The 18,975-nt window shown below is 64.8% G+C and carries 20 protein-coding genes; 12 read left to right on the forward strand and 8 right to left on the reverse strand.

What is annotated here, in order from left to right; translation table 11 throughout:
- Positions 1 to 480 precede the first annotated feature (480 nt).
- From ffh to rpsP, 3 genes are read left to right on the forward strand one after another with little or no spacing between them, the layout of a single operon-like run.
- The gene (gene ffh, locus J2X35_RS13105; protein WP_310185967.1) at positions 481 to 2,076 is read left to right on the forward strand and encodes a signal recognition particle protein; all 1,596 of its coding nucleotides are present in this window, start codon (positions 481 to 483) and stop codon (positions 2,074 to 2,076) included.
- 5 nt (positions 2,077 to 2,081) lie between these two features.
- Positions 2,082 to 2,438, forward strand: a complete 357-nt coding sequence (locus tag J2X35_RS13110) for a chorismate mutase (RefSeq protein ID WP_310185968.1) — start codon at positions 2,082 to 2,084, stop codon at positions 2,436 to 2,438.
- A 46-nt stretch (positions 2,439 to 2,484) separates the two neighbouring features.
- Positions 2,485 to 2,901 carry a 30S ribosomal protein S16 gene (rpsP, locus tag J2X35_RS13115; RefSeq protein ID WP_310185970.1) on the forward strand — a complete coding sequence of 139 codons (417 nt, stop codon included), beginning with the start codon at positions 2,485 to 2,487 and terminating at the stop codon, positions 2,899 to 2,901.
- A gap of 88 nt (positions 2,902 to 2,989) precedes the next feature.
- Here the strand turns inward: rpsP and zapE are convergent, their stop codons facing one another.
- Positions 2,990 to 4,207 (reverse strand): cell division protein ZapE, encoded by a 1,218-nt coding sequence (zapE, locus tag J2X35_RS13120; RefSeq protein WP_310185971.1) that lies wholly within the window; start codon positions 4,205 to 4,207, stop codon positions 2,990 to 2,992.
- A 30-nt stretch (positions 4,208 to 4,237) separates the two neighbouring features.
- Positions 4,238 to 4,771, reverse strand: coding sequence for a protease inhibitor Inh/omp19 family protein (locus J2X35_RS13125; RefSeq protein WP_056112968.1), 534 nt, complete (start codon positions 4,769 to 4,771; stop codon positions 4,238 to 4,240).
- Between the two features lie 274 nt (positions 4,772 to 5,045).
- Between J2X35_RS13125 and J2X35_RS13130 the strand changes: the two genes are divergently transcribed.
- The 7 genes from J2X35_RS13130 to J2X35_RS13160 all read left to right on the forward strand — a co-directional run bounded on the left by J2X35_RS13130 (position 5,046) and on the right by J2X35_RS13160 (position 10,909).
- A complete protein-coding gene (locus J2X35_RS13130) occupies positions 5,046 to 5,207 on the forward strand; it encodes a DUF1328 family protein (RefSeq protein WP_082542571.1) in 162 nt (53 codons plus the stop codon).
- 91 nt (positions 5,208 to 5,298) lie between these two features.
- The gene (dapF, locus tag J2X35_RS13135; protein WP_310185973.1) at positions 5,299 to 6,180 is read left to right on the forward strand and encodes a diaminopimelate epimerase; all 882 of its coding nucleotides are present in this window, start codon (positions 5,299 to 5,301) and stop codon (positions 6,178 to 6,180) included.
- Entirely contained in the window at positions 6,180 to 7,478 is a 1,299-nt protein-coding gene (gene mtaB, locus J2X35_RS13140) for a tRNA (N(6)-L-threonylcarbamoyladenosine(37)-C(2))-methylthiotransferase MtaB (RefSeq protein ID WP_310185974.1), read from the forward strand. The genes dapF and mtaB overlap by 1 nt, the downstream gene beginning before the upstream one ends.
- 13 nt (positions 7,479 to 7,491) lie before the next feature.
- On the forward strand, positions 7,492 to 9,300 hold the full coding sequence (gene ftsY / locus J2X35_RS13145) for a signal recognition particle-docking protein FtsY (RefSeq protein WP_310185976.1): 1,809 nt from the start codon (positions 7,492 to 7,494) through the stop codon (positions 9,298 to 9,300).
- Positions 9,301 to 9,358: 58 nt separating this feature from the next.
- On the forward strand, positions 9,359 to 10,015 hold the full coding sequence (locus J2X35_RS13150) for a septation protein A (protein WP_056112953.1): 657 nt from the start codon (positions 9,359 to 9,361) through the stop codon (positions 10,013 to 10,015).
- A gap of 67 nt (positions 10,016 to 10,082) precedes the next feature.
- Entirely contained in the window at positions 10,083 to 10,613 is a 531-nt protein-coding gene (locus J2X35_RS13155; RefSeq protein ID WP_310185979.1) for an NADPH-dependent FMN reductase, read from the forward strand.
- Between the two features lie 131 nt (positions 10,614 to 10,744).
- Positions 10,745 to 10,909: a DUF1127 domain-containing protein gene (locus J2X35_RS13160; protein ID WP_156459851.1), complete on the forward strand. Its 165-nt coding sequence runs from the start codon at positions 10,745 to 10,747 to the stop codon at positions 10,907 to 10,909.
- Positions 10,910 to 10,915: 6 nt separating this feature from the next.
- Here J2X35_RS13160 and J2X35_RS13165 read toward each other — a convergent pair whose 3' ends face one another.
- The 5 genes from J2X35_RS13165 to ccmA form a co-directional block, all read right to left on the reverse strand.
- Entirely contained in the window at positions 10,916 to 11,974 is a 1,059-nt protein-coding gene (locus J2X35_RS13165) for a DUF2332 family protein (RefSeq protein ID WP_310185981.1), read from the reverse strand.
- Positions 11,971 to 12,540 carry a DsbE family thiol:disulfide interchange protein gene (locus tag J2X35_RS13170; protein WP_056116189.1) on the reverse strand — a complete coding sequence of 190 codons (570 nt, stop codon included), beginning with the start codon at positions 12,538 to 12,540 and terminating at the stop codon, positions 11,971 to 11,973. Before J2X35_RS13170 ends, J2X35_RS13165 begins: the two co-directional genes overlap by 4 nt.
- A 38-nt stretch (positions 12,541 to 12,578) precedes the next feature.
- Positions 12,579 to 12,758, reverse strand: coding sequence for a heme exporter protein CcmD (gene ccmD, locus J2X35_RS13175; protein ID WP_310185982.1), 180 nt, complete (start codon positions 12,756 to 12,758; stop codon positions 12,579 to 12,581).
- A 103-nt stretch (positions 12,759 to 12,861) separates the two neighbouring features.
- A complete protein-coding gene (gene ccmB / locus J2X35_RS13180; protein WP_310185983.1) occupies positions 12,862 to 13,527 on the reverse strand; it encodes a heme exporter protein CcmB in 666 nt (221 codons plus the stop codon).
- The gene (gene ccmA / locus J2X35_RS13185; RefSeq protein WP_310185985.1) at positions 13,527 to 14,183 is read right to left on the reverse strand and encodes a heme ABC exporter ATP-binding protein CcmA; all 657 of its coding nucleotides are present in this window, start codon (positions 14,181 to 14,183) and stop codon (positions 13,527 to 13,529) included. Before ccmA ends, ccmB begins: the two co-directional genes overlap by 1 nt.
- 278 nt (positions 14,184 to 14,461) lie before the next feature.
- Here ccmA and acnA point away from each other — a divergent pair, with 278 nt between their 5' ends.
- Positions 14,462 to 17,152: an aconitate hydratase AcnA gene (gene acnA, locus J2X35_RS13190; protein ID WP_310185986.1), complete on the forward strand. Its 2,691-nt coding sequence runs from the start codon at positions 14,462 to 14,464 to the stop codon at positions 17,150 to 17,152.
- A 167-nt stretch (positions 17,153 to 17,319) separates the two neighbouring features.
- Here the strand turns inward: acnA and J2X35_RS13195 are convergent, their stop codons facing one another.
- The gene (locus J2X35_RS13195) at positions 17,320 to 17,991 is read right to left on the reverse strand and encodes a ceramidase domain-containing protein (protein ID WP_310185987.1); all 672 of its coding nucleotides are present in this window, start codon (positions 17,989 to 17,991) and stop codon (positions 17,320 to 17,322) included.
- A gap of 172 nt (positions 17,992 to 18,163) precedes the next feature.
- Here J2X35_RS13195 and J2X35_RS13200 point away from each other — a divergent pair, with 172 nt between their 5' ends.
- Complete coding sequence (locus J2X35_RS13200; protein ID WP_056112929.1) at positions 18,164 to 18,967, forward strand: thioredoxin family protein; 804 nt, start codon at positions 18,164 to 18,166, stop codon at positions 18,965 to 18,967.
- The last annotated feature ends 8 nt before the right edge of the window (positions 18,968 to 18,975 follow it).

The raw sequence follows: 18,975 nt of genomic DNA on the forward strand, positions 1-18,975 counted from the left end.
GCACCTGCTGAACCGGCCCCGGCTCCCGCGCCGGCACCTGCTGAACCAGCCCCGGCGCCCGCTCCGGCGGAGCCTCCGGCAATGCAGCCGCAGACGCCGCCTGCCCAGCCGGCACCCGCGCAGTAAAAAAGCGCTACACGGCAATCGGAAAGGCCCGCTTCGGCGGGCCTTTTCATTTGCAAGGAAGCTTGGAAGGGTGACAGGGTCGGTCAGGCATCGAGCCCGCGCCTTGACTCTCGGGCGCTTTTCCTGTCTACACGCGCGAATTCCGCGACGACGATCTTTCGCGAAACCGACCGGGACGAACGGCCCTTCCCTGAGAAGCGGCTGCAGATCGATCCCGGAGGCCAACACCCGGCAGCGCTGTGCGCCCCCGGGTGCTTTCTGGTTTTGGGCTATTGCCCGGCGGCTTGGCTTGGACGAGCAGCGCGCATGCACTACCTCTCGGCATCATGCGGATGCTCGAGAAAAGGGAAAAGAATGTTTGAATCGCTTCAGGAGCGCCTTGGCTCCATCCTGAACGGCCTGACCGGCCGCGGTGCGCTCAACGAGGCGGATGTCTCGGCAGCTCTGCGCGAAGTTCGGCGCGCTCTGCTGGAAGCCGACGTGGCGCTGGAAGTGGTGCGCTCGTTCACCGACAAGGTGCGCGAGAAGGCCGTCGGCGCGGCGGTGCTGAAATCGATCAAGCCCGGCCAGATGGTCGTCAAGATCGTCCATGACGAGCTGATCGACATGCTCGGCGCCGAGGGCGTCGCCATCGATTTGAACGCACCGGCGCCGGTCGTCGTGATGATGGTCGGCTTGCAGGGCTCCGGCAAGACGACGACGACGGCCAAGATCGCCAGGCGGCTGACAGAGCGCCAGGGCAAGAAGGTGCTGATGGCCTCGCTCGACACGCGGCGTCCCGCCGCGCAGGAGCAGCTGCGCCAGCTCGGCGAACAGGTGAAGGTCGCGACGCTGCCGATCGTCACCGGCCAGACGCCGGTCGATATCGCCCGGCGCGCGGTGCAGGCGGCGAAGCTCGGCGGCCACGACGTCGTCATCCTTGATACCGCCGGCCGCACCCATATCGACGAGCCGCTGATGGCGGAGATGGCGGATATCCGCAAGGTCTCCGCGCCGCACGAGATCCTGCTGGTCGCGGATTCGCTGACCGGTCAGGACGCCGTGAACCTCGCCAAGAGCTTCGACGACCGCGTCGGCATCACCGGTCTGGTGCTGACCCGCATGGACGGCGACGGCCGCGGCGGCGCGGCGCTGTCGATGCGCGCCGTCACCGGCAAGCCGATCAAGCTGATCGGCACCGGCGAAAAGATGGATGCGCTGGAGGAGTTCCACCCCAAGCGCATCGCCGATCGCATCCTCGGCATGGGCGACATCGTCTCGCTGGTCGAGAAGGCCGCAGAAAACATCGACGCCGAGCAAGCGGCGGCGATGGCCAAGAAGATGCAGTCGGGCAAGTTCGATCTGAACGACCTTGCTGCGCAGCTTCAGCAGATGTCGAAGATGGGCGGCATGGGCGGCATCATGGGCATGATGCCCGGCATGGGCAAGATGAAGGACCAGATGGCGGCAGCCGGTCTCGACGACAAGATGTTCGGCCGTCAGCTCGCCATCATCTCGTCGATGACCAAGAAGGAACGGGCCAACCCCGACCTCCTCAAGCACAGCCGTAAGAAGCGCATCGCCGCCGGCTCCGGCACAGATGCGGCCGAGATCAACAAGCTGCTCAAGATGCATCGCGGCATGGCCGACATGATGAAGGCGATGGGCGGCAAAGGCAAAGGCGGCGGCCTCATGCGCGGCATGATGGGCGGACTGGCCTCGAAAATGGGGCTGGGCGGCATGATGCCCGGAATGGGCGGAATGCCCGATCTGTCGAAGATGGACCCCAAGCAGATCGAAGCCTTGCAGAAGCAGGCGCAAGCCGCCGGTCTCGGCGGCGGCTTGCCGAAAGGCCTGCCCGGAATGGGCGGCGGCGGATTGCCGGGCCTGCCGGGCGGCATGAAGCTTCCGGGTGGACTTCCTGGCTTGGGCGGGCCGGGCGGGCTGCCGGGGCTGGGCAAGAAGAAGTGAGCGTCATGAACGAAGAAGACGATACCGCACAGGCGCGCAAGATACTGGCCAACTATCGCGCCTCGATCGACAATATCGATGCGGCGCTGATCCATATGCTGGCCGAGCGGTTCCGCTGCACCAAGGCGGTCGGCGTGCTCAAGGCCGAGCACGGCCTGCCGCCGGCCGATCCCAGCCGGGAGGCGCAACAGATCGAACGCCTGCGCCGGCTTGCCAAGGATGCGCAACTCGATCCGGATTTCGCCGAGAAGTTCCTGAACTTCGTCGTCCGCGAAGTCATCCGCCATCACGAACAGATCGCCGCTTCCAGCAACGGCGCGAACGATGACGCCGCGGAAAACGGCGCCACCCACACCGGCTGAGTTTCAGCCGCAACGCAATCAACCGATCAGAGCTTTAGGAGAAAAAATGGCACTGAAGATCAGACTGGCCCGTGCGGGCTCGAAGAAGCGTCCCTACTACCACATCGTCGTCGCCGACGTGCGCTCGCCGCGCGACGGCCGCTTTGTCGAAGCGATCGGCGCCTGGAACCCGCTGCTGCCCAAGGACGGCGAACGCGTCAAGATCGACGCCGACCGCGTCAAGCATTGGCTGAGCCACGGCGCGCTGCCGACCGACCGCGTGCTCCGCTTCCTCGACGAAGCCGGCATTTCCAAGCGCGAAGCTCGCTCGAACCCGAACAAGGCCGAGCCGGGCAAGAAGGCGCAGGAGCGCGCTGCGCTGCTCAAGAAGGCACAGGACGATGCCGCAGCCGCTGCCGCCGCCGCAGCAGCCGCCCCGGCGGAAGCACCGGCTGAAGAGCCGGCCGCAGCCACCGCCGAGTAAGAGCAGGATATGGGACGGAAGCGGGGATTTTCTCCGCTTCAATCCTGTCCTTCCGCGATTCATTGAGGCGCCTCTTTCGGGGCGCCTTTTATTTTGCGGCTTGCGGAAGCTGTGCCTGCGCAGGAGCCGGTTCGGCGGACGGCTGGTGCCGGCGCGTCCATTCCTCGAGCCATTCCCTGCTCTGCATCTCGATCAGCCGCGAGGCGGTGCGGTCGAATTCGAAGGCCTCGGTGATGCCCGGCCGCCCGGCATAGAGTCCGGCAGGCGGCGCATCGGCGCTGACCACAAGGCGCTTACGGGTGTCGTAGAGCGTATCGATCAGCAGGATGAAGCGCTTGGTCGGGTTGCGCAGCGTCGGGTCGAGCACCGGCACATGGTCGATGAAGATGGTCGAGAAACGCTGGGCGATGGCGAGGTAATCGCGCGCGCCGAGCGGCTTTTCGCACAGATCGGCGAAGCTGAAGCGGGCGGACTCACCGGCGGCGCGGGGCACGACGACCTGCCGGCCCTTCACCATCAACACCGCTTCTTGCACCGGCGCGCCGTCCGTGGCGGCTTCCCAGGCGCGATCCAGCGCCTCGTCGGCGTCCGCGTCGGCCGGCACGACATAGACTGGCATGCGGTTCAGCTTTTCCATTCGGTAGTCCTTGTCGGACTCCAGCGTCAGGACCTCCGCGTTGCGCTCCAGCAGCTTGATGAACGGCAGGAAGAGCTGGCGGTTGAGGCCATCGCGGTAGAGGTTCTCCGGCGCTACGTTCGAGGTGGCGACCAGCACCACGCCAGCGGCGAAAAGCGCCGAGAACAGACGTGACAGGATCATCGCGTCGGCGATATCGGTGACGCTGAATTCGTCGAAGCACAGCACCCACGCCTCTTCGGCCAGCGCTCGTGCTACGGGAGGTATCGGATCGTCCTCCTTGACGGTTCCATCCTTGCGCGCCTGCCGGTGCTTCTGGATGCGGTCGTGGGCATCGGCCATGAAGTCGTTGAAATGCACCCGGCGCTTGCGCCGAACCGGCACCAGCTCATGAAACATATCCATCAGCATGGTCTTGCCGCGGCCGACGCCGCCATGAATATAGAGTCCCTTGACGGGCTCACGCACCGGCCGCTTCCTGGCGAACAGCCAGCCGAGCGCGCTGGATTTGTGCGCCAGCCGCTTCTCGCAAATCTCGTTGATCAGCCTGTCGAGGCGGGCGGCGACGCGTTCCTGCGCGGCGTCGCGCTCTATCTGTCCTGCCTGGACGAGATGGTCGTAGCGCTGCCTGACGGTCGCATGGGTTTCAAGGCCGTCACGCAGATGCATTCGTCACTTCACGGGATGGTTCGAGGCTGCCTATCTTGTAAGCGAGATCGGCTGTCCGCTGGAAGTCTGCCCGTCGAATTTTTCCGGACCCGAAGAATAGAGGCGGGCCAGCGTGCCGCCATTCTGATCGTAGAGGGTGAGCTGCTTGCCGGCGACGTTCCACGATTTTATGCCGTCGATGGGCGCCGGGCAGTGGAGCGGACCGGCGCGGTAGCCGGCGCCGAACTTGGTCTGCGGCGTCGCCACACGGCAGGTCTGGCCTGAAACGCTGGCGTTCCATACGCCGGCGACGTTCGAGGCGGTGATGTCGGGCGCGTTGGCTCCGGCTGCGCCGCCGTCCGGCGGCAGGGATGCTACCTGGGTGTTGGCGGGTGCCGTGGGGAACTGCGACGGATTGGGCGCAGCAGGCGGCGGCAACTGGTTGCTCGATACGGTGCCGGCAGGGGCCGCTTCCAGCGGTGCGGGCTGGGCCGAATCCATCGACGAGAACCGCGTGCTCGAGCAACCGCTCGCGGCAAGCGCGGCCACGGACAAGGCCAGCAGTCCGAATCTTGAAAATGTCATGGCAACCTCCGCTGCCCCGAAAAAGGGGCGCCGTCTGAAAAATGCATCTCCACCAAATTGGCGAAGATGGCAGAATTTCAACCGCATATGGTTAAAATAGGGTGTGCGCCCGGAAATGTTGCAGTTTTGCCGCAGCCGCTGCGGGCCGATGCAGGAAAGCGGCTGCTTTGGCCCGCGCCGGTCCGCCGGAATCGTGCATCGTCTGCCGGAACCCGGAAACGCTCGGCGCGTTATGGACACGTTTCCGAAAGCTTCGATTATCGAGGGCATAGCCATGATCAAATGGATCATCATTCTTCTCATCGTCGCCGCCGCTGCCAGCCTGCTCGGCATGCCGGCGCTTGCCGGCGCCGCCGCCACCGGAGCGCGCATCCTGATCGGCATCGCGCTGGTCGTGTTCCTGCTCATCGTGCTTGGCGTATTCGCGATCACCTGAGGCCGGGCTGCCGTCGCACTGGTAATTGCGGGCCGTTTCCGCCATATAGCGCCAAACGGACCTGAATGACTTGCAAATGGCGACCGCAGCAATGGCAGCCACGGCCCCCTTCGCCAAGATGAACGGCATCGGCAACGAGATCATCGTTGCCGATATGCGTGGCCGCGCGGACCGCGTCACGCCGGCCGCCGCCATCGCGCTGAACGCCGACCCCGCCACGCGCTTCGACCAGATCATGGCTATCCATGACGCGCGGACGCCCGGAACCGCCTATTTCGTCGATATATTGAATTCCGACGGCTCCGGCGCGCAGGCCTGCGGCAACGGCATGCGCTGCGTCGTGCAGGCGCTGGCGGCTGAAACCGGGCAGAGCGTGTTCACCTTCGAAACGATAGCCGGCATCCTCAATGCGACACAGCATAAAGGAGGCCTCATCTCGGTCGATATGGGTACGCCGCGCTTCGGCTGGCAGGAAATCCCGCTGGCCGAGGAATTTCGCGACACGCGCATGATCGAACTGCAGATCGGCCCGATCGATGCGCCGGTGCTGCATTCGCCGTCGGCGGTTTCGATGGGCAATCCGCACGCCATATTCTGGGTCGACCGCGACGTCTGGTCCTACGATCTCGACCGGTTCGGACCGCTGCTCGAAAACCATCCGATCTTTCCCGAGCGCGCCAACATCACCATCGCGCAGGTCACTTCGCCCGAAACGATGATCATCCGCACCTGGGAGCGGGGCGCCGGTCTCACCAAGGCCTGCGGCTCCGCCGCCTGCGCGGCCGCGGTTGCCGCCGCGCGCACCAGGCGGACGGGCCGCAGCGTCACCCTGCAGGCGCCGGGCGGGCAATTGCAGGTCGAGTGGCGCGAAGACGACCATGTCGTTCTGACCGGCGCGGCGGAATGGGAATTTTCCGGCACGTTCGATCCGACGACCGGGAACTGGCAGCGCGACACCGAGAGCGCGGCCTGATGTCAGATATTGCCAAGGGAATCGACATCGTCACCTTCGGCTGCCGGCTCAACACCTACGAGTCGGAGGTGATGCGGCGCGAGGCTGAAACGGCGGGCCTCGGCGCGCTGAAGGGCGGCGCGGTCATCTTCAACACCTGCGCCGTCACCGGCGAGGCGGTACGGCAGGCCAGGCAGGCTATCCGCAAGGCGCGGCGCGAGAATCCGCAGGCGCGCATCATCGTCACCGGCTGCGCGGCGCAGACCGAGCCCGGCAGCTTCACCGCCATGGACGAGGTCGACCTCGTACTGGGCAATGAGGAGAAGCTGAAGGCGCATTCCTACCGGGCGCTGCCCGATTTCGGCGTCAACGATGCCGAAAAGGCGCGGGTCAACGATATTTTCTCGGTGCGCGAGACGGCGGGCCACATGGTCGACGCCATCGAGGGCCGCGCGCGCGCCTTCGTCCAGGTCCAGAATGGTTGCGACCACCGCTGCACCTTCTGCATCATCCCCTACGGGCGCGGCAATTCGCGCTCTGTGCCGATGGGCGCGGTGGTGGAGCAGATCAAGCGGCTGGCCGGCACCGGCTACGCCGAAATCGTACTGTCAGGCGTCGACATGACCAGCTACGGCGCCGACCTGCCCGGCGCGCCGAAACTTGGGCGTCTAGTCAAGACGATCCTGCGCGAGGTGGCGGACGTGAAGCGGCTACGGCTGTCCTCCATCGATTCAATCGAGGCTGACGACGATCTGCTTGACGCCATCGCAACGGAAAAGCGGCTGATGCCGCATCTGCACCTGTCGCTGCAGTCGGGCGACGACATGATCCTGAAGCGGATGAAGCGGCGGCATCTGCGCGATCAGTCGATCCGTTTCTGCGAGGATGTGCGCAAGTTGCGTCCCGGCATCGTGTTCGGGGCCGATATCATTGCCGGCTTCCCGACCGAAACCGAGGCGATGTTCGAGAACTCGCTTGGCATCGTCGAGGAATGCGGGCTGACGCATCTGCATGTCTTCCCTTTTTCACCGCGCGAGGGGACGCCGGCGGCGCGGATGCCGCAGGTGCGGCGCGAGACGGTCAAGCGCCGCGCGGCCCGGCTGCGCGAGGCCGGCGAGGCCGCCTATCGCCGACATCTCGATTCGATGGCCGGTACATCGCAATCCATCCTGATCGAGCGCGACGGGCTGGGCCGCACCGAGGGCTTCACGCTGGCGGCGATTCGTACCGGCGGGCCGGGCGACATCGTCGCGGCCATGGTCACCGGCCATGATGGCGCGCGCCTGACTGCTGCGCCGCTTGCCGCGCGCGCGGCCTGACAGAGCGGAGCGCATGGCAGGATTCTTCAAGAAAATCTTCTCCTTCGGCAAGAAGGAGGTCGTCGAGGAAAGGCCGGCCGAGGATGCGCCTCTGCCGCCGATCAATTTCGATGCGCTGCAGGCGCTGAAGCCGGCAGCCGAACAAGCGGTTCCGGAATTCCTGAAACGCGACGAGCAGACGCCAGACGTGCCGTCCGAGCCTGTGGAAGAACCGGTCCAGCCGCCCACAGAAGCCCCACCGGCTCCCGCGCCGCAGCCAGAGGCCGCACCACCGGTTGGGCCAGTACGCGAAACGCCCGTTCCGGCGCCGCAAGAGGCTCTTGCCGAACCCGCAACGCCCGAAGTCAAACCGTCCAGGCCGGAAGTGCCAGAGCCACCGCCAGAGGTTCCGCCGCCGCCAGCGCCGGAACCGGCACCCGAAAGGCCCGCGGTCCCTACATCTCCTCAGAAAGTACCGGCCCTGCCGATAATACCGGAGCAGCCGGTCGAAATTCCTCCGGTCTTACCCGAGGAAAAGCCTCCGGCGAGGCCGGTTGAAATTCCGGTCGAGTCGCAGCCGGCACCTGCGGACATCCCGCCCCGGCCATCATTGGTCGCGAGCCAGCCGATGCTGGATGAGATCGCGCCGGAGGCCGACGCGAAGACGCCGTCCTTGCGCGACGAGGATCAGCGCGAAGCCGCAGAGGCCGCTCCACCTTCGGCTGAAATCCCGCCGCCCTGGCGCGAGCCGCCGCCTGTGGAGGCGCAGCCGGTTCTTTCCGACATAGCGCCAGAGCTGGCGGCTGAACCGTCCCCGACTGTCGCCAGGACCCTTGTTGAGAAGCCGGCGCCCGGCAAGGTCACGGTCGCCAAAAAGGTCGAGCAGAAGGCCGAGCCCCTGGCGGCGGCGCCAACATCCGTGCCGCGCCCGTCATGGTTCCAGCGCATGCGCGAGGGGCTGGCGCGGTCGTCGCGGGAACTGACCGGCAACATCGCCGGCGTCTTCACCAAGCGCAAGCTTGATGAAGAGACGCTGCAGGATCTGGAGGACGTACTGATCCGCGCCGACCTCGGCGTCGAGACAGCGCTGCGGGTGACGGATTCGCTCGCCGTCAGCCGCTACGGCAAGGATGTTTCGGACGCCGAGGTGCGCGCGGTGATGGCGGCGGAGGTGGAGAAGGTGCTGGCGCCGGTGGCATTGCCGCTGGAACTCGATCTCAGCCACAAACCGCATGTCATCCTTGTCGTCGGCGTCAATGGCACCGGCAAGACCACCACGATCGGCAAGCTGGCGGCGAAACTGACCGATGGCGGGCTTTCGGTGATGCTGGCGGCGGGCGACACGTTCCGCGCCGCGGCGATCGAACAGCTGAAGATCTGGGGCGAGCGGACCAATTCTCCGGTGATTGCGAGCAAGCTCGGGGCCGACGCGGCCGGGCTTGCCTATGATGCGTTCGAGAAGGCAAAAGAGGCCGGCTCCGACGTGCTGATCATCGACACGGCAGGGCGGCTGCAGAACAAGACCGAACTGATGGCCGAGCTGGAAAAGATCGTGCGCGTGCTCGGCAAGCTCGATCCGGAAGCGCCTCACACGGTGCTGCAAACGGTCGATGCAACGACAGGCCAGAACGCGCTCAACCAGGTCGAGATTTTCCGCAACGTCGCCGGGGTCAACGGACTGGTGATGACCAAGCTGGACGGCACGGCCCGCGGCGGCATTCTTGTCGCCATCGCCGCCAAGCATAAGCTGCCGGTGTATTTCATCGGCGTCGGCGAACAGGTCGACGATCTGGAGCCGTTTTCAGCCGGCGAGTTCGCCAGGGCGATCGCGGGGGTGGCGTGATGACGATGCATTCGCCCGACGTCGAAGGAATGTGGCGGTTCTCCACCAGAGGGAAATCATGAACGCTCCCATCCTCGAACGCGACCCCTCCGACCCGCAGAAAGCGCGGAAGGAGACCGTCAACCCGGTGCTGAAGATGGTGCTGGAGCTGGGACCGCTGATGGTCTTCTTCTTCGCCAACACGCGCGGCGCGTGGCTGGCCGAGAAATTCCCGGTGCTGACCGATTTCGGCGGCCCGATCTTCATCGCCACCGGCCTGTTCATGGCGGCGACAGCGATTGCGCTGGCAGTTTCCTGGGCGCTGATGCGGCGGCTGCCGATCATGCCGTTGGTTTCGGGCATCGTCGTGCTGATCTTCGGTGCACTGACGCTCTACCTGCAGGACGACATCTTCATCAAGATGAAGCCGACCATCGTCAACACGCTGTTCGGCGCGACGCTGCTCGGCGGGCTTTTCTTCGGCAAGTCGCTGCTCGGCTACGTCTTCGACGAGGCCTTCCATCTCGACGCGGAGGGCTGGCGCAAGCTGACGTTGCGCTGGGGCGTGTTCTTCCTGGTCCTGGCCGTCATCAACGAGGTGGTGTGGCGTTCCTTCTCCACCGATTTCTGGGTCGCCTTCAAGGTCTGGGCGACCATTCCGATGACGGTGCTTTTCACGCTGAGCCAGATGCCGCTGATCATGCGCCATTCCGTCGAGGACCAGAAGAAGACGTAGCATTTGGGCCAAGGGGCGATGCGCTCCATGTTAGGTTCGCGGGCAAGGATTCGCCGCGAGCCGCACCATGCCGGATTTTCTTGCCATTTCGGGAAGCCTCAGGGCCGTCTCGACCAATTCGGCGCTTGTCCGTGCCCTGGCGCGCGATGCGCCGAACGGCCTCGGGGTGACGATTTACGGCGATCTCGGCCTTTTGCCGATCTTCAATCCAGACGAGGAGCAGCGGCTTCCCAACGTGGTGGCAGCGCTGGTTGAAGCAGTGGCGCGCGCCGACGGCGTCATCGTCTCCTGTCCGGAATATGCCCACGGCGTGCCGGGTGGCCTGAAGAATGCGCTGGACTGGCTGGTCTCCCATGAAGCCGCGGTCGGGAAGCCCGCAATGCTGGTGCACGCCTCGCAGCGTTCGCACTTTGCCCGTGCGGCGCTGGCGGAGATCATGCGCACCATGTCGTTTGATCTTTATGACGGCCTGGAACTTGAGGTGCCGCTGCTCGGCAAGAAACCACCGGAGATGGAAGCGGTGTTGGCCGAGTTGGAGCACAGGCAGGCGATACGGTCGGCGCTGACACGGTTCGCGGACTTCGTAACGACGCGTTAACCGGCCATGCGCATAGCGCAATGCTGCGTTGCGGCATCTTTTATTGCGCTGCACAATTCCTATGTCATGGTGGAAGCCGAGAGGGAGGAACAAATTCGCTGCCTCGTGCGGCATACTGAAGGAGTTCCACAATGTTCGACACCATCGTGTCCCGCGCCCGCGATTCAATCGCCAAGCGCCGTCGCTACAACCAGCTCATCAACGAGATTTCCGGCCTGACCGACCGCGACCTGGCCGACATGCGCGCCAGCCGTTCCGAGATGATCTACCAGATCCGCCGTCAGATCTACGGCTGAGCCTGTTCAGGCCAGCCATTCGATCCAGCGTCCGTGGTAGTCGCACCGCGCCAGATGGCGGGTGCGGCCCCCGGGCCATAGCGTCATAGACAAGGTCGCGAAAGGATCGCTGACTGTCAGCGGTTCCATGCGGAGCCAGGCGACGGGCCTTTGCGGCGTTGCCGTACGGCCAAATGCTTCGATAATCTTTTCCACAGCAGTTTTCGTGGCTCCAGGCAGATACTGCCACATGATCGAGTGATAGAGCGCGAAGACCGAACTTGATCGTGCGCCGGCCACGCCTTTCTCCAAAAACAATGCAGCATCCTGCCGCGCCACGCGCGGTGGCGAGGCATCGGCGATCGCCAGCGCGGCATCGAGCCGTGCGAGTCGCTGCGCCTGATCGGCCCAGATATAGGACCGCAGCCGCAACCGGGCGGCGGGATCGGCGATGTCGATCGGTGCGATGTCGCAGCCCTGCCGGCCGACGATCCGGATTTCCCCATCCAACGGCGGCGCCAAGCCTCTGACCTCCGGCGCCAGCCGTACTGTCGCACTGTCTTCGCCCCACGCGGTGTCGGCATAACGGTAGCAAAAGCGGTCGAACAAAAGGTTCAGGCCAGCGCTGGCGCCAATCTCATGCAGGTCGATGGGCAATCCTGTTTCGCGCGCAATGGCGGTGAAGCCGGGCAGCAGCATGGCCGAGCGGGCCACCTCGTTCGTCTGCGGCGCATGGTCGAGTCCAGCGAGGAGCCTTTCGTCGAAGCGCTCGACGATAGCCGGCAACCGCGTGATCATCTCTGCTTCCTCTAGCCGATGTGGCGGATAGAGCCTGGCCAATGCGTCCTCGGTTTCGCTCAGCATCAAGGCATGAAGCGCCCCGCACAGGCGGAGCGACAATGCATCGGCGGCGGCGTCAGTTGGCCAGGACAGCACCGCCGTGCCCGTCCGCGTCGTCAGATCGAGCGTAGCGGCGAAGGCGCGGCAAAGCGTGGCCGTGAAAGGAGAACCCAGCGCGTCGCACCCTTGCGCCTGGCGGACAAAATGGTTGCGAATCTGCTGCGCGCGGATGGCTTGTGGTGTCATTGCGACCCGGCCAGAGCCTTTTCCACCTCGGGCAGCAGCAGGGTCCGCGCCGATTCGGGCGTCAGCGGCCCGACATGTTTGTAGGCGATCTTTCCATCCTTGCCGATGACGAAGGTTTCCGGCACGCCATAGACACCCCAGTCGATCGCCGCCCGTCCGGCCTCATCCACCCCGATCATTGCAAAAGGATTGCCGAGCTCGCCGAGGAAGCGGCGGGCGTTTTCCGGCCTGTCCTTGTAGTTCAGCGCGGCCATGACGTAGCGCTTGTCCCGTGAAAGGGCGAGCAGGACGGGATGCTCGTCGCGGCACGGCACGCACCACGAGCCGAAAACATTCACCAGCGTCACCTTGCCGGCAAAGGCCTTGGAGTCGAGGCCCGGCAGATCGGTTCCCGCCAACGCCGGCAGGCTGGTCTCAGGCGCTGACTGGCCGATGAGCGCCGAGGGCACTTCGGCGATGTCGCGCCCGGACAGGAGCTGCGCCAGGAACAGGCCGGCCAACCCCAGGAAAATCGCCAGCGGCAGCAGCAGGATCAAGCGCGGCCGATGCGACGCGCCGGTTTCCATGGTTGCCGGCGCTTCCCGGCCTTCGGCTGGTTGGCCGGTCATGACTTTGCCGGCTGCTTCGACGGCTTGTCCGAACGGCGTCGGATGCCGGCCGCTTCCAACTCCGCCAGCTCGCGCTTGCGTGCCCGTTGGTCGAGCAGAATCCAGCCGATCAGCCCTGCCAGCACCACGGCGGTGATAGCATAAGCGGCGGTGACGTAGAGCGCGTGCGTGCTCATGGCCGGTTCTTCTCCAGAAACATGCTTTTCCTTAGCGGCGCCTCAGAAACCGTGCAATCGGGCATGGGCGCGCATGGCTGCGGTCTGAACCGATCGTGATCAATCAATCCGTTCCATGTTTGAGCGCGACCGCGGCTGCGACCGGGCCGATGACCGCAAGAAACAGCGTCAGCGCGGCAAGAATGAGGAAAGGCTGCAGGAAGGGGTCCGGATCGTTTACTGCGCCATAGCTGGCCAAGACGCCGAAGATCAGCACCGGGATGGTCAGCGGCAGCACCAGCACCGAGATCAGCAGGCCGCCGCGCGGCAGCGCCACCGCGACCGCCGCCCCCGCCGCGCCGATGAAGGCTATGGCCGGGGTGCCGACCAGCAGGGTGAGGGCCGTGGCGCCGATCCCGGCCGGCGTCATGTTCATGAACAGGCCGAGCAGGGGGGCGGCGATCACCAGCGGCAGGGCGGTCGCCGTCCAGTGCGCCAGGCATTTCACCAGCACGGTCAGCGCCAGCATGTGGCGGTCGCTTTCCAGCACCAGAAGATCGAGCGAGCCGTCCTCGCGGTCGGCCTGGAACAGCCGGTCGAGGCCGAGCAGCGAGGCGAGCAGTGCGCCGATCCACAGGATCGCCGGGCCGATGCGGGCGAGCAGATTGAGGTCCGGGCCGACGCCGAACGGAATGGTGACGATGACGGCGAGGAAGAAGATGACGCCGGTGAGCGCCCCGCCGCCAGCGCGGAAACCCAGCCGAAGGTCGCGGCGGAAGAGGGCTAGCATTACCCTGCCTCTTGGGGGGAAGGTGAAGACGCTCCCATCCTCAGCTGGCCCGCTTCTTCCAGTCCCAGCGGCGAATGCGTCGCCGCGACAACGATGCCGCCGGCGGAGCAATGCGCTTTCATCAGGCCGGCGAAGCGCACCTCGGATGCCTTGTCGAGCCCGGCGGTCGGTTCGTCGAGCAGCCAGATCGGGCGAAACGACACCAGCAGCCTGGCGATGGCGACGCGGCGGCGCTGGCCGGTGGAGAGGTAGCCGAAGGGCAGATGCGGGATCGCGTCAAGGCCGACAGCCGCCAGCGCCTCCATCACTGAAAGCGCGGCGGCCTGTCCGGAAAGAACCCCGTCACTCTCTCTGGCGAATCGCTGCCAGAAGTCCAGATTTTCCCGTACGGTCAGGGCCGGCTTCATCGCGTTATGATGGCCGAGATAGTGGCAAGCGGCCGCCGGCGTCGGAAAGGCATCGCCGCCGCCTTCCAGCCGGACGTTTCCGTTTGATGCGGGCAGAAGGCCACACAGGACGCGCAGCAACGTCGACTTGCCGGATCCGTTAGGGCCTGTGACGGCCAGGGCCTGGCCGCTTTCGAGCGCGAACCCGATCTCGGAAAAGACCGGTTCGCCGCCGCGTTCCCCGCTGAGATCTTCGGCGACAAGCCGCATTTCCACCCTTTCGCCGAAAGTCCAGGCGCCGCATTTGCCCGACACAGCAATTTTGCCAAAACCCGTCTAGAACTATTCCAGAAATTTCTCTATATGCGGCATACCAACCCCAGCGGTCGGGGAAGGCAACCTTTATTGTGCCGGACCGGCGCACGACCAGAAATGGCCGGGCGTCCGGGAGCGGACAGCGGAAATGGCCGTACCCGCACCTTTGCGCGTGATCGCATGCCCATCGGAGTCCGTTCCCTCGAAGGCAACAGACCAGATGGGGTCATTCCGTGTCCAAATCTCTCGATAGTTTCAATTGCCGCCGTACCCTGACCGCGGGCGGGGCGGATTATGTCTATTACGACCTGACCGAGGCCGAGAAGAACGGCCTCACAGGCATCGCCCAGCTGCCTTATTCAATGAAGGTTCTGCTGGAAAATCTCCTGCGCAACGAAGATGGCCGTTCCGTCACCAAGGAATCGATCCAGGCGGTGGCTGGCTGGCTGACTGACAAGGGCACCGCTGGCGTCGAGATCGCCTATCGCCCGGCCCGGGTGCTTATGCAGGACTTCACCGGCGTTCCGGCGGTGGTCGATCTTGCCGCCATGCGCGACGGCCTCGCGTCGCTCGGCGGCGATCCGCAGAAGATCAACCCGCTGGTGCCGGTCGATCTGGTCATCGACCACTCCGTCATCGTCGACGAGTTCGGCACGCCGATGGCCTTCGCCCGCAATGTCGAGCTGGAATATGAGCGCAACGAAGAGCGCTACAAGTTCCTCAAATGGGGCCAGCAGGCGTTCCGCAACTTCCGCGTTGTGCCGCCCGGCACCGGAATCTGCCACCAGGTCAACCTTGAATATCTCGGCCAGGTGGTGTGGACCAACAATGAGGATGGCGAAACGACCGCCTATCCGGACACCTGCGTCGGCACCGATTCGCACACGACGATGATCAACGGCCTCGGTGTTCTCGGCTGGGGCGTCGGCGGCATCGAGGCGGAAGCGGCCATGCTTGGCCAGCCCGTCTCCATGCTCCTTCCCGAAGTCATCGGCTTCCGCCTGACCGGCAAGCTCAAGGAAGGCGTCACCGCCACCGATCTGGTGCTGACCGTCACCCAGATGCTGCGCAAGAAGGGCGTCGTCGGCAAGTTCGTCGAGTTCTTCGGCCCAGGCCTGTCGAACATGACGCTGGCCGACCGCGCCACCATCGGCAACATGGCGCCGGAATATGGCGCTACCTGCGGCTTCTTCCCGGTCGATGCCGAAACAATCCGCTATCTCAACATGTCCGGCCGCTCGGAAAACCGCATCGCGCTGGTCGAAGCCTATTCCAAGGCGCAAGGGATGTGGCGCGACAATTCCTCTGCCGATCCTATCTTCACCGACATGCTGGAACTGGATCTCGGCAGCGTCGTGCCGTCGATGGCCGGCCCGAAGCGTCCGGAAGGGCGCGTCGCGCTGGAAGGCATTCCGGCTGGCTTCGCCGCGGCGATGGAGACGGAGTACAAGAAGGCTGCCGAACTCCACAAGCGCTATGCGGTGGAAGGCACCGGCCACGATCTCGGCCATGGCGATGTCGTCATCGCCGCCATCACCTCCTGCACCAACACGTCCAACCCCTCGGTGCTGATCGGCGCCGGTCTTTTGGCCCGCAACGCCAACCGGCTCGGCTTGAAACAGAAGCCGTGGGTCAAGACGTCGCTCGCTCCCGGCTCGCAGGTTGTGGCCGAGTACCTTGAAAAGTCAGGCCTGCAAAAGGAACTCGACCAGATCGGCTTCAACCTGGTCGGCTTCGGCTGCACGACCTGCATCGGCAATTCCGGCCCGCTGCCGGAACCGATCTCGAGGACCATCAACGAGAAGGGCCTGATCGCCGCCGCCGTGCTTTCGGGCAACCGCAATTTCGAGGGCCGGGTCTCGCCTGACGTGCAGGCGAACTATCTCGCCTCGCCGCCGTTGGTGGTGGCGCACGCGCTTGCCGGTACGGTCACCAAGGACCTGACCACCGAGCCGATCGGCGAGGACCGCAACGGCAAGCCGGTGATGCTCAAGGACATCTGGCCGACCAGCGCGGAAATCCAGGAGTTCATCGAAAAGAATGTGACGCGCGAGCTGTTCGCCCGCAAATATGCCGACGTCTTCAAGGGCGACGAGAACTGGCAGACGGTGAAAGCGCCGACCGGACAGACCTACACCTGGGACGACGATTCGACCTATGTGCAGAACCCGCCCTATTTCGCCGGCATGACCAAGGGTTTCGGCAAGATCGGCGACATCAGGGGCGCCCGCGTGCTCGGCCTGTTCGGCGACAAGATCACCACCGACCACATCTCGCCGGCTGGCTCGATCAAGGCGGCTTCACCGGCGGGCAAGTATCTCATGGACCATGGCGTCGGCGTCGCCGACTTCAACCAGTACGGCACGCGCCGCGGCAACCATGAGGTGATGATGCGCGGCACCTTCGCCAACATCCGCATCCGCAACCACATGCTGGGGGAAAACGGCAGGGAGGGTGGTTACACGATCCACTATCCGTCCAAGGAGGAGATGCCGATCTACGATGCGGCGATGGAGTACCGCAAGGAAGGCGTGCCGCTGGTCATCTTCGCCGGCGTCGAATACGGCAACGGCTCGTCGCGCGACTGGGCGGCCAAGGGCACCAATCTGCTCGGCGTCCGCGCGGTCATCGCCCAGTCGTTCGAGCGCATCCACCGTTCCAACCTGGTCGGCATGGGCGTCATCCCGTTCGTGTTCGAGGAAGGCACGTCCTGGGCGACGCTCAATCTCAAGGGCGACGAACTGGTCGAGATCGATGGTCTGGAGGCAATCAAGCCGCGGCAGAAGATGACCGCCAAAATCACCTATGGCGACGGCACGGTGAAGCAGGTTCCGATCCTGTGCCGCATCGATACGCTGGACGAACTCGACTACTTCAAGAATGGCGGCATCCTGCAATATGTGCTGCGTGATCTGGCGGCGTGACATTGCGCTTTTTCTTCTCCCCGTGAACGGGGAGAAGGTGGCCCGTCGGGCCGGATGAGGGATAGCACCCAGCTTTCAAAGCTTTGCGCCGCCCCTCATCTGCGTGCCGGCATCATCTCCCCGTATAGTGACGGGGAGATGCAGGCAGCGTCGATTTCGAGCCACCCTTATCTGGCTTTTCGCGCCGCCCCGTATCGCGCCGCTGCCGCCAGGAGCACGCCGAGCATCAGTCCGTTCAGCATGTGCCAGAGAAAGTGTGTTCCCAACGGAAAGCTGGTGCAGACCAGCGGATCGATCATGCGGCAGATGACCGAGACGACGAAGATGCAGGAGCCGGCGAGATTGTACCAGCCGGCGCGATTTCCGGTCGCCGTCACCCAGACGCCGAAGAAGGCCAGCGCGAGGAACGGCGGCAGATAACCTGTGGTGCCGTTCGAGGCCTGCCGAAGCCAGTCCGGAACGGCCCATGTCAAAAGCCCAACGGCCACGTAGAACAGCACGAAAACGGCAAGCGACTGCTGCCAGCTCATGTCGAGAAAGCGGCGCAGGTTGAACAGCGTGTAGGCGAGAGTGAAGCCGGCGATCGGCAGCACATCGACCCAGACCGTCCCGTTGGTGGCAACGGTATGGAAGACCGCCGAGCCGATGCCGATCGCAACCACCCACCACGCCAGGACTTCCGCGAAGGCGCCTGTGTCGCGCCTGCGCGCCTCGCGCACGCCCCACAGACCGGCGGCGATGAAGGCGAGGTTGGTCAGCACGTTCAGCGGCTCCGACCAAAGGTCGGGTCCGGTCCGCTCGCAATAGAGATCGACCGGCGTCATGAAAATCTGCCACATAGCGCGAAATGCCCAGCTTGCAGCCCCCGCATGCAGCCTGCCCGATTGCAATCGTACGGTCCATGTCGGGCGAGGAAAAAATTTCACCGCAACGTGACTTCCCGTTGAGGCCGGCTTCTGCCAAACATTTCGGCAATCAGAAGGAAGAAGCCGGCGTCACCGGCGAGCGGGAATGGTTATGACGCTTCGAAAGTCCCTGCGGCCGGCGGCGTTGGCGTTCGCCATTGCTGCCCTTGCCGGCGGCAGCCGCGCCGAGGAAGGCGACAAGCCGCTGGGCGTGGTCGAGCTGTTCACCAGCCAGGGCTGCAATTCCTGTCCGCCTGCGGACGAACTGTTCGGCGAACTGGCGGCGCGGCAGGACATCGTCGCGCTGGCCTATCATGTCGATTACTGGGACTATCTCGGCTGGCGTGACACGCTGAGCCGCAAGGAGAACACCGAGCGGCAGTACGAGTATATGCGCGCGTTCCGCAGCCGCTCCGTTTATACGCCGCAGGCTGTCGTGAACGGCCGCGCCCATGTGAACGGCGCCAACCGCGGCGCCGTTGGCGGGACGCTTGCCGCGCTGGAGAAGGCGGGCGAAGGGATGCGGGTCCGCATCAAGGTCAGTCGCGACGGCGACGGCGTCATGATCGACGCGGGCGACGCGGTGGCGGGGTCTTCGGCCAGCGCCCATGTCGTCATCGTGTTTTTCGATCCACCGCAGACTGTCACCATCGCCCATGGCGAGAATGACGGAAGAAAGCTGACCTACTGGAACGCGGTCACCGGTATCCAGACCGCAGGCATGTGGCACGGCAAGGCGCAGCGCTACGAACTGCCGATCAGCGAAATCTCGAAGAAGGCGGGCTGTGCCGTGCTTTTGCAGTCCGTCGGCAAGGATGGTTTGCCGGGGCCTATCCTCGGCGCCGCCTTTATCCGCAAGCCGGCAGCCTACAAGCCTGGCGAGCCGACACATCCGGTGGCGAAACCATAAAATCCGGA

The organism is Mesorhizobium sp. BE184, assembly GCF_031457045.1.
Taxonomy (GTDB): domain Bacteria; phylum Pseudomonadota; class Alphaproteobacteria; order Rhizobiales; family Rhizobiaceae; genus Mesorhizobium.

Excerpts from the sequence above, each read along its gene's own strand:
- J2X35_RS13160 (WP_156459851.1), top strand. The coding sequence starts at position 10,745 with ATGTTCGACACCATCGTGTCCCGCGCCCGCGATTCAATCGCCAAGCGC.
- rpsP (WP_310185970.1), top strand. The coding sequence starts at position 2,485 with ATGGCACTGAAGATCAGACTGGCCCGTGCGGGCTCGAAGAAGCGTCCC.
- J2X35_RS13195 (WP_310185987.1), bottom strand. The coding sequence starts at position 17,991 with ATGTGGCAGATTTTCATGACGCCGGTCGATCTCTATTGCGAGCGGACC.
- ccmB (WP_310185983.1), bottom strand. The coding sequence starts at position 13,527 with ATGCTAGCCCTCTTCCGCCGCGACCTTCGGCTGGGTTTCCGCGCTGGC.
- J2X35_RS13170 (WP_056116189.1), bottom strand. The coding sequence starts at position 12,540 with ATGGAAACCGGCGCGTCGCATCGGCCGCGCTTGATCCTGCTGCTGCCG.
- J2X35_RS13200 (WP_056112929.1), top strand. The coding sequence starts at position 18,164 with ATGGTTATGACGCTTCGAAAGTCCCTGCGGCCGGCGGCGTTGGCGTTC.
- ftsY (WP_310185976.1), top strand. The coding sequence starts at position 7,492 with ATGGCAGGATTCTTCAAGAAAATCTTCTCCTTCGGCAAGAAGGAGGTC.
- J2X35_RS13165 (WP_310185981.1), bottom strand. The coding sequence starts at position 11,974 with ATGACACCACAAGCCATCCGCGCGCAGCAGATTCGCAACCATTTTGTC.
- J2X35_RS13125 (WP_056112968.1), bottom strand. The coding sequence starts at position 4,771 with ATGACATTTTCAAGATTCGGACTGCTGGCCTTGTCCGTGGCCGCGCTT.
- ccmD (WP_310185982.1), bottom strand. The coding sequence starts at position 12,758 with ATGAGCACGCACGCGCTCTACGTCACCGCCGCTTATGCTATCACCGCC.
- ccmA (WP_310185985.1), bottom strand. The coding sequence starts at position 14,183 with ATGCGGCTTGTCGCCGAAGATCTCAGCGGGGAACGCGGCGGCGAACCG.
- J2X35_RS13110 (WP_310185968.1), top strand. The coding sequence starts at position 2,082 with ATGAACGAAGAAGACGATACCGCACAGGCGCGCAAGATACTGGCCAAC.
- mtaB (WP_310185974.1), top strand. The coding sequence starts at position 6,180 with ATGTCAGATATTGCCAAGGGAATCGACATCGTCACCTTCGGCTGCCGG.
- ffh (WP_310185967.1), top strand. The coding sequence starts at position 481 with ATGTTTGAATCGCTTCAGGAGCGCCTTGGCTCCATCCTGAACGGCCTG.
- dapF (WP_310185973.1), top strand. The coding sequence starts at position 5,299 with ATGGCAGCCACGGCCCCCTTCGCCAAGATGAACGGCATCGGCAACGAG.
- J2X35_RS13155 (WP_310185979.1), top strand. The coding sequence starts at position 10,083 with ATGCCGGATTTTCTTGCCATTTCGGGAAGCCTCAGGGCCGTCTCGACC.
- J2X35_RS13130 (WP_082542571.1), top strand. The coding sequence starts at position 5,046 with ATGATCAAATGGATCATCATTCTTCTCATCGTCGCCGCCGCTGCCAGC.
- zapE (WP_310185971.1), bottom strand. The coding sequence starts at position 4,207 with ATGCATCTGCGTGACGGCCTTGAAACCCATGCGACCGTCAGGCAGCGC.
- J2X35_RS13150 (WP_056112953.1), top strand. The coding sequence starts at position 9,359 with ATGAACGCTCCCATCCTCGAACGCGACCCCTCCGACCCGCAGAAAGCG.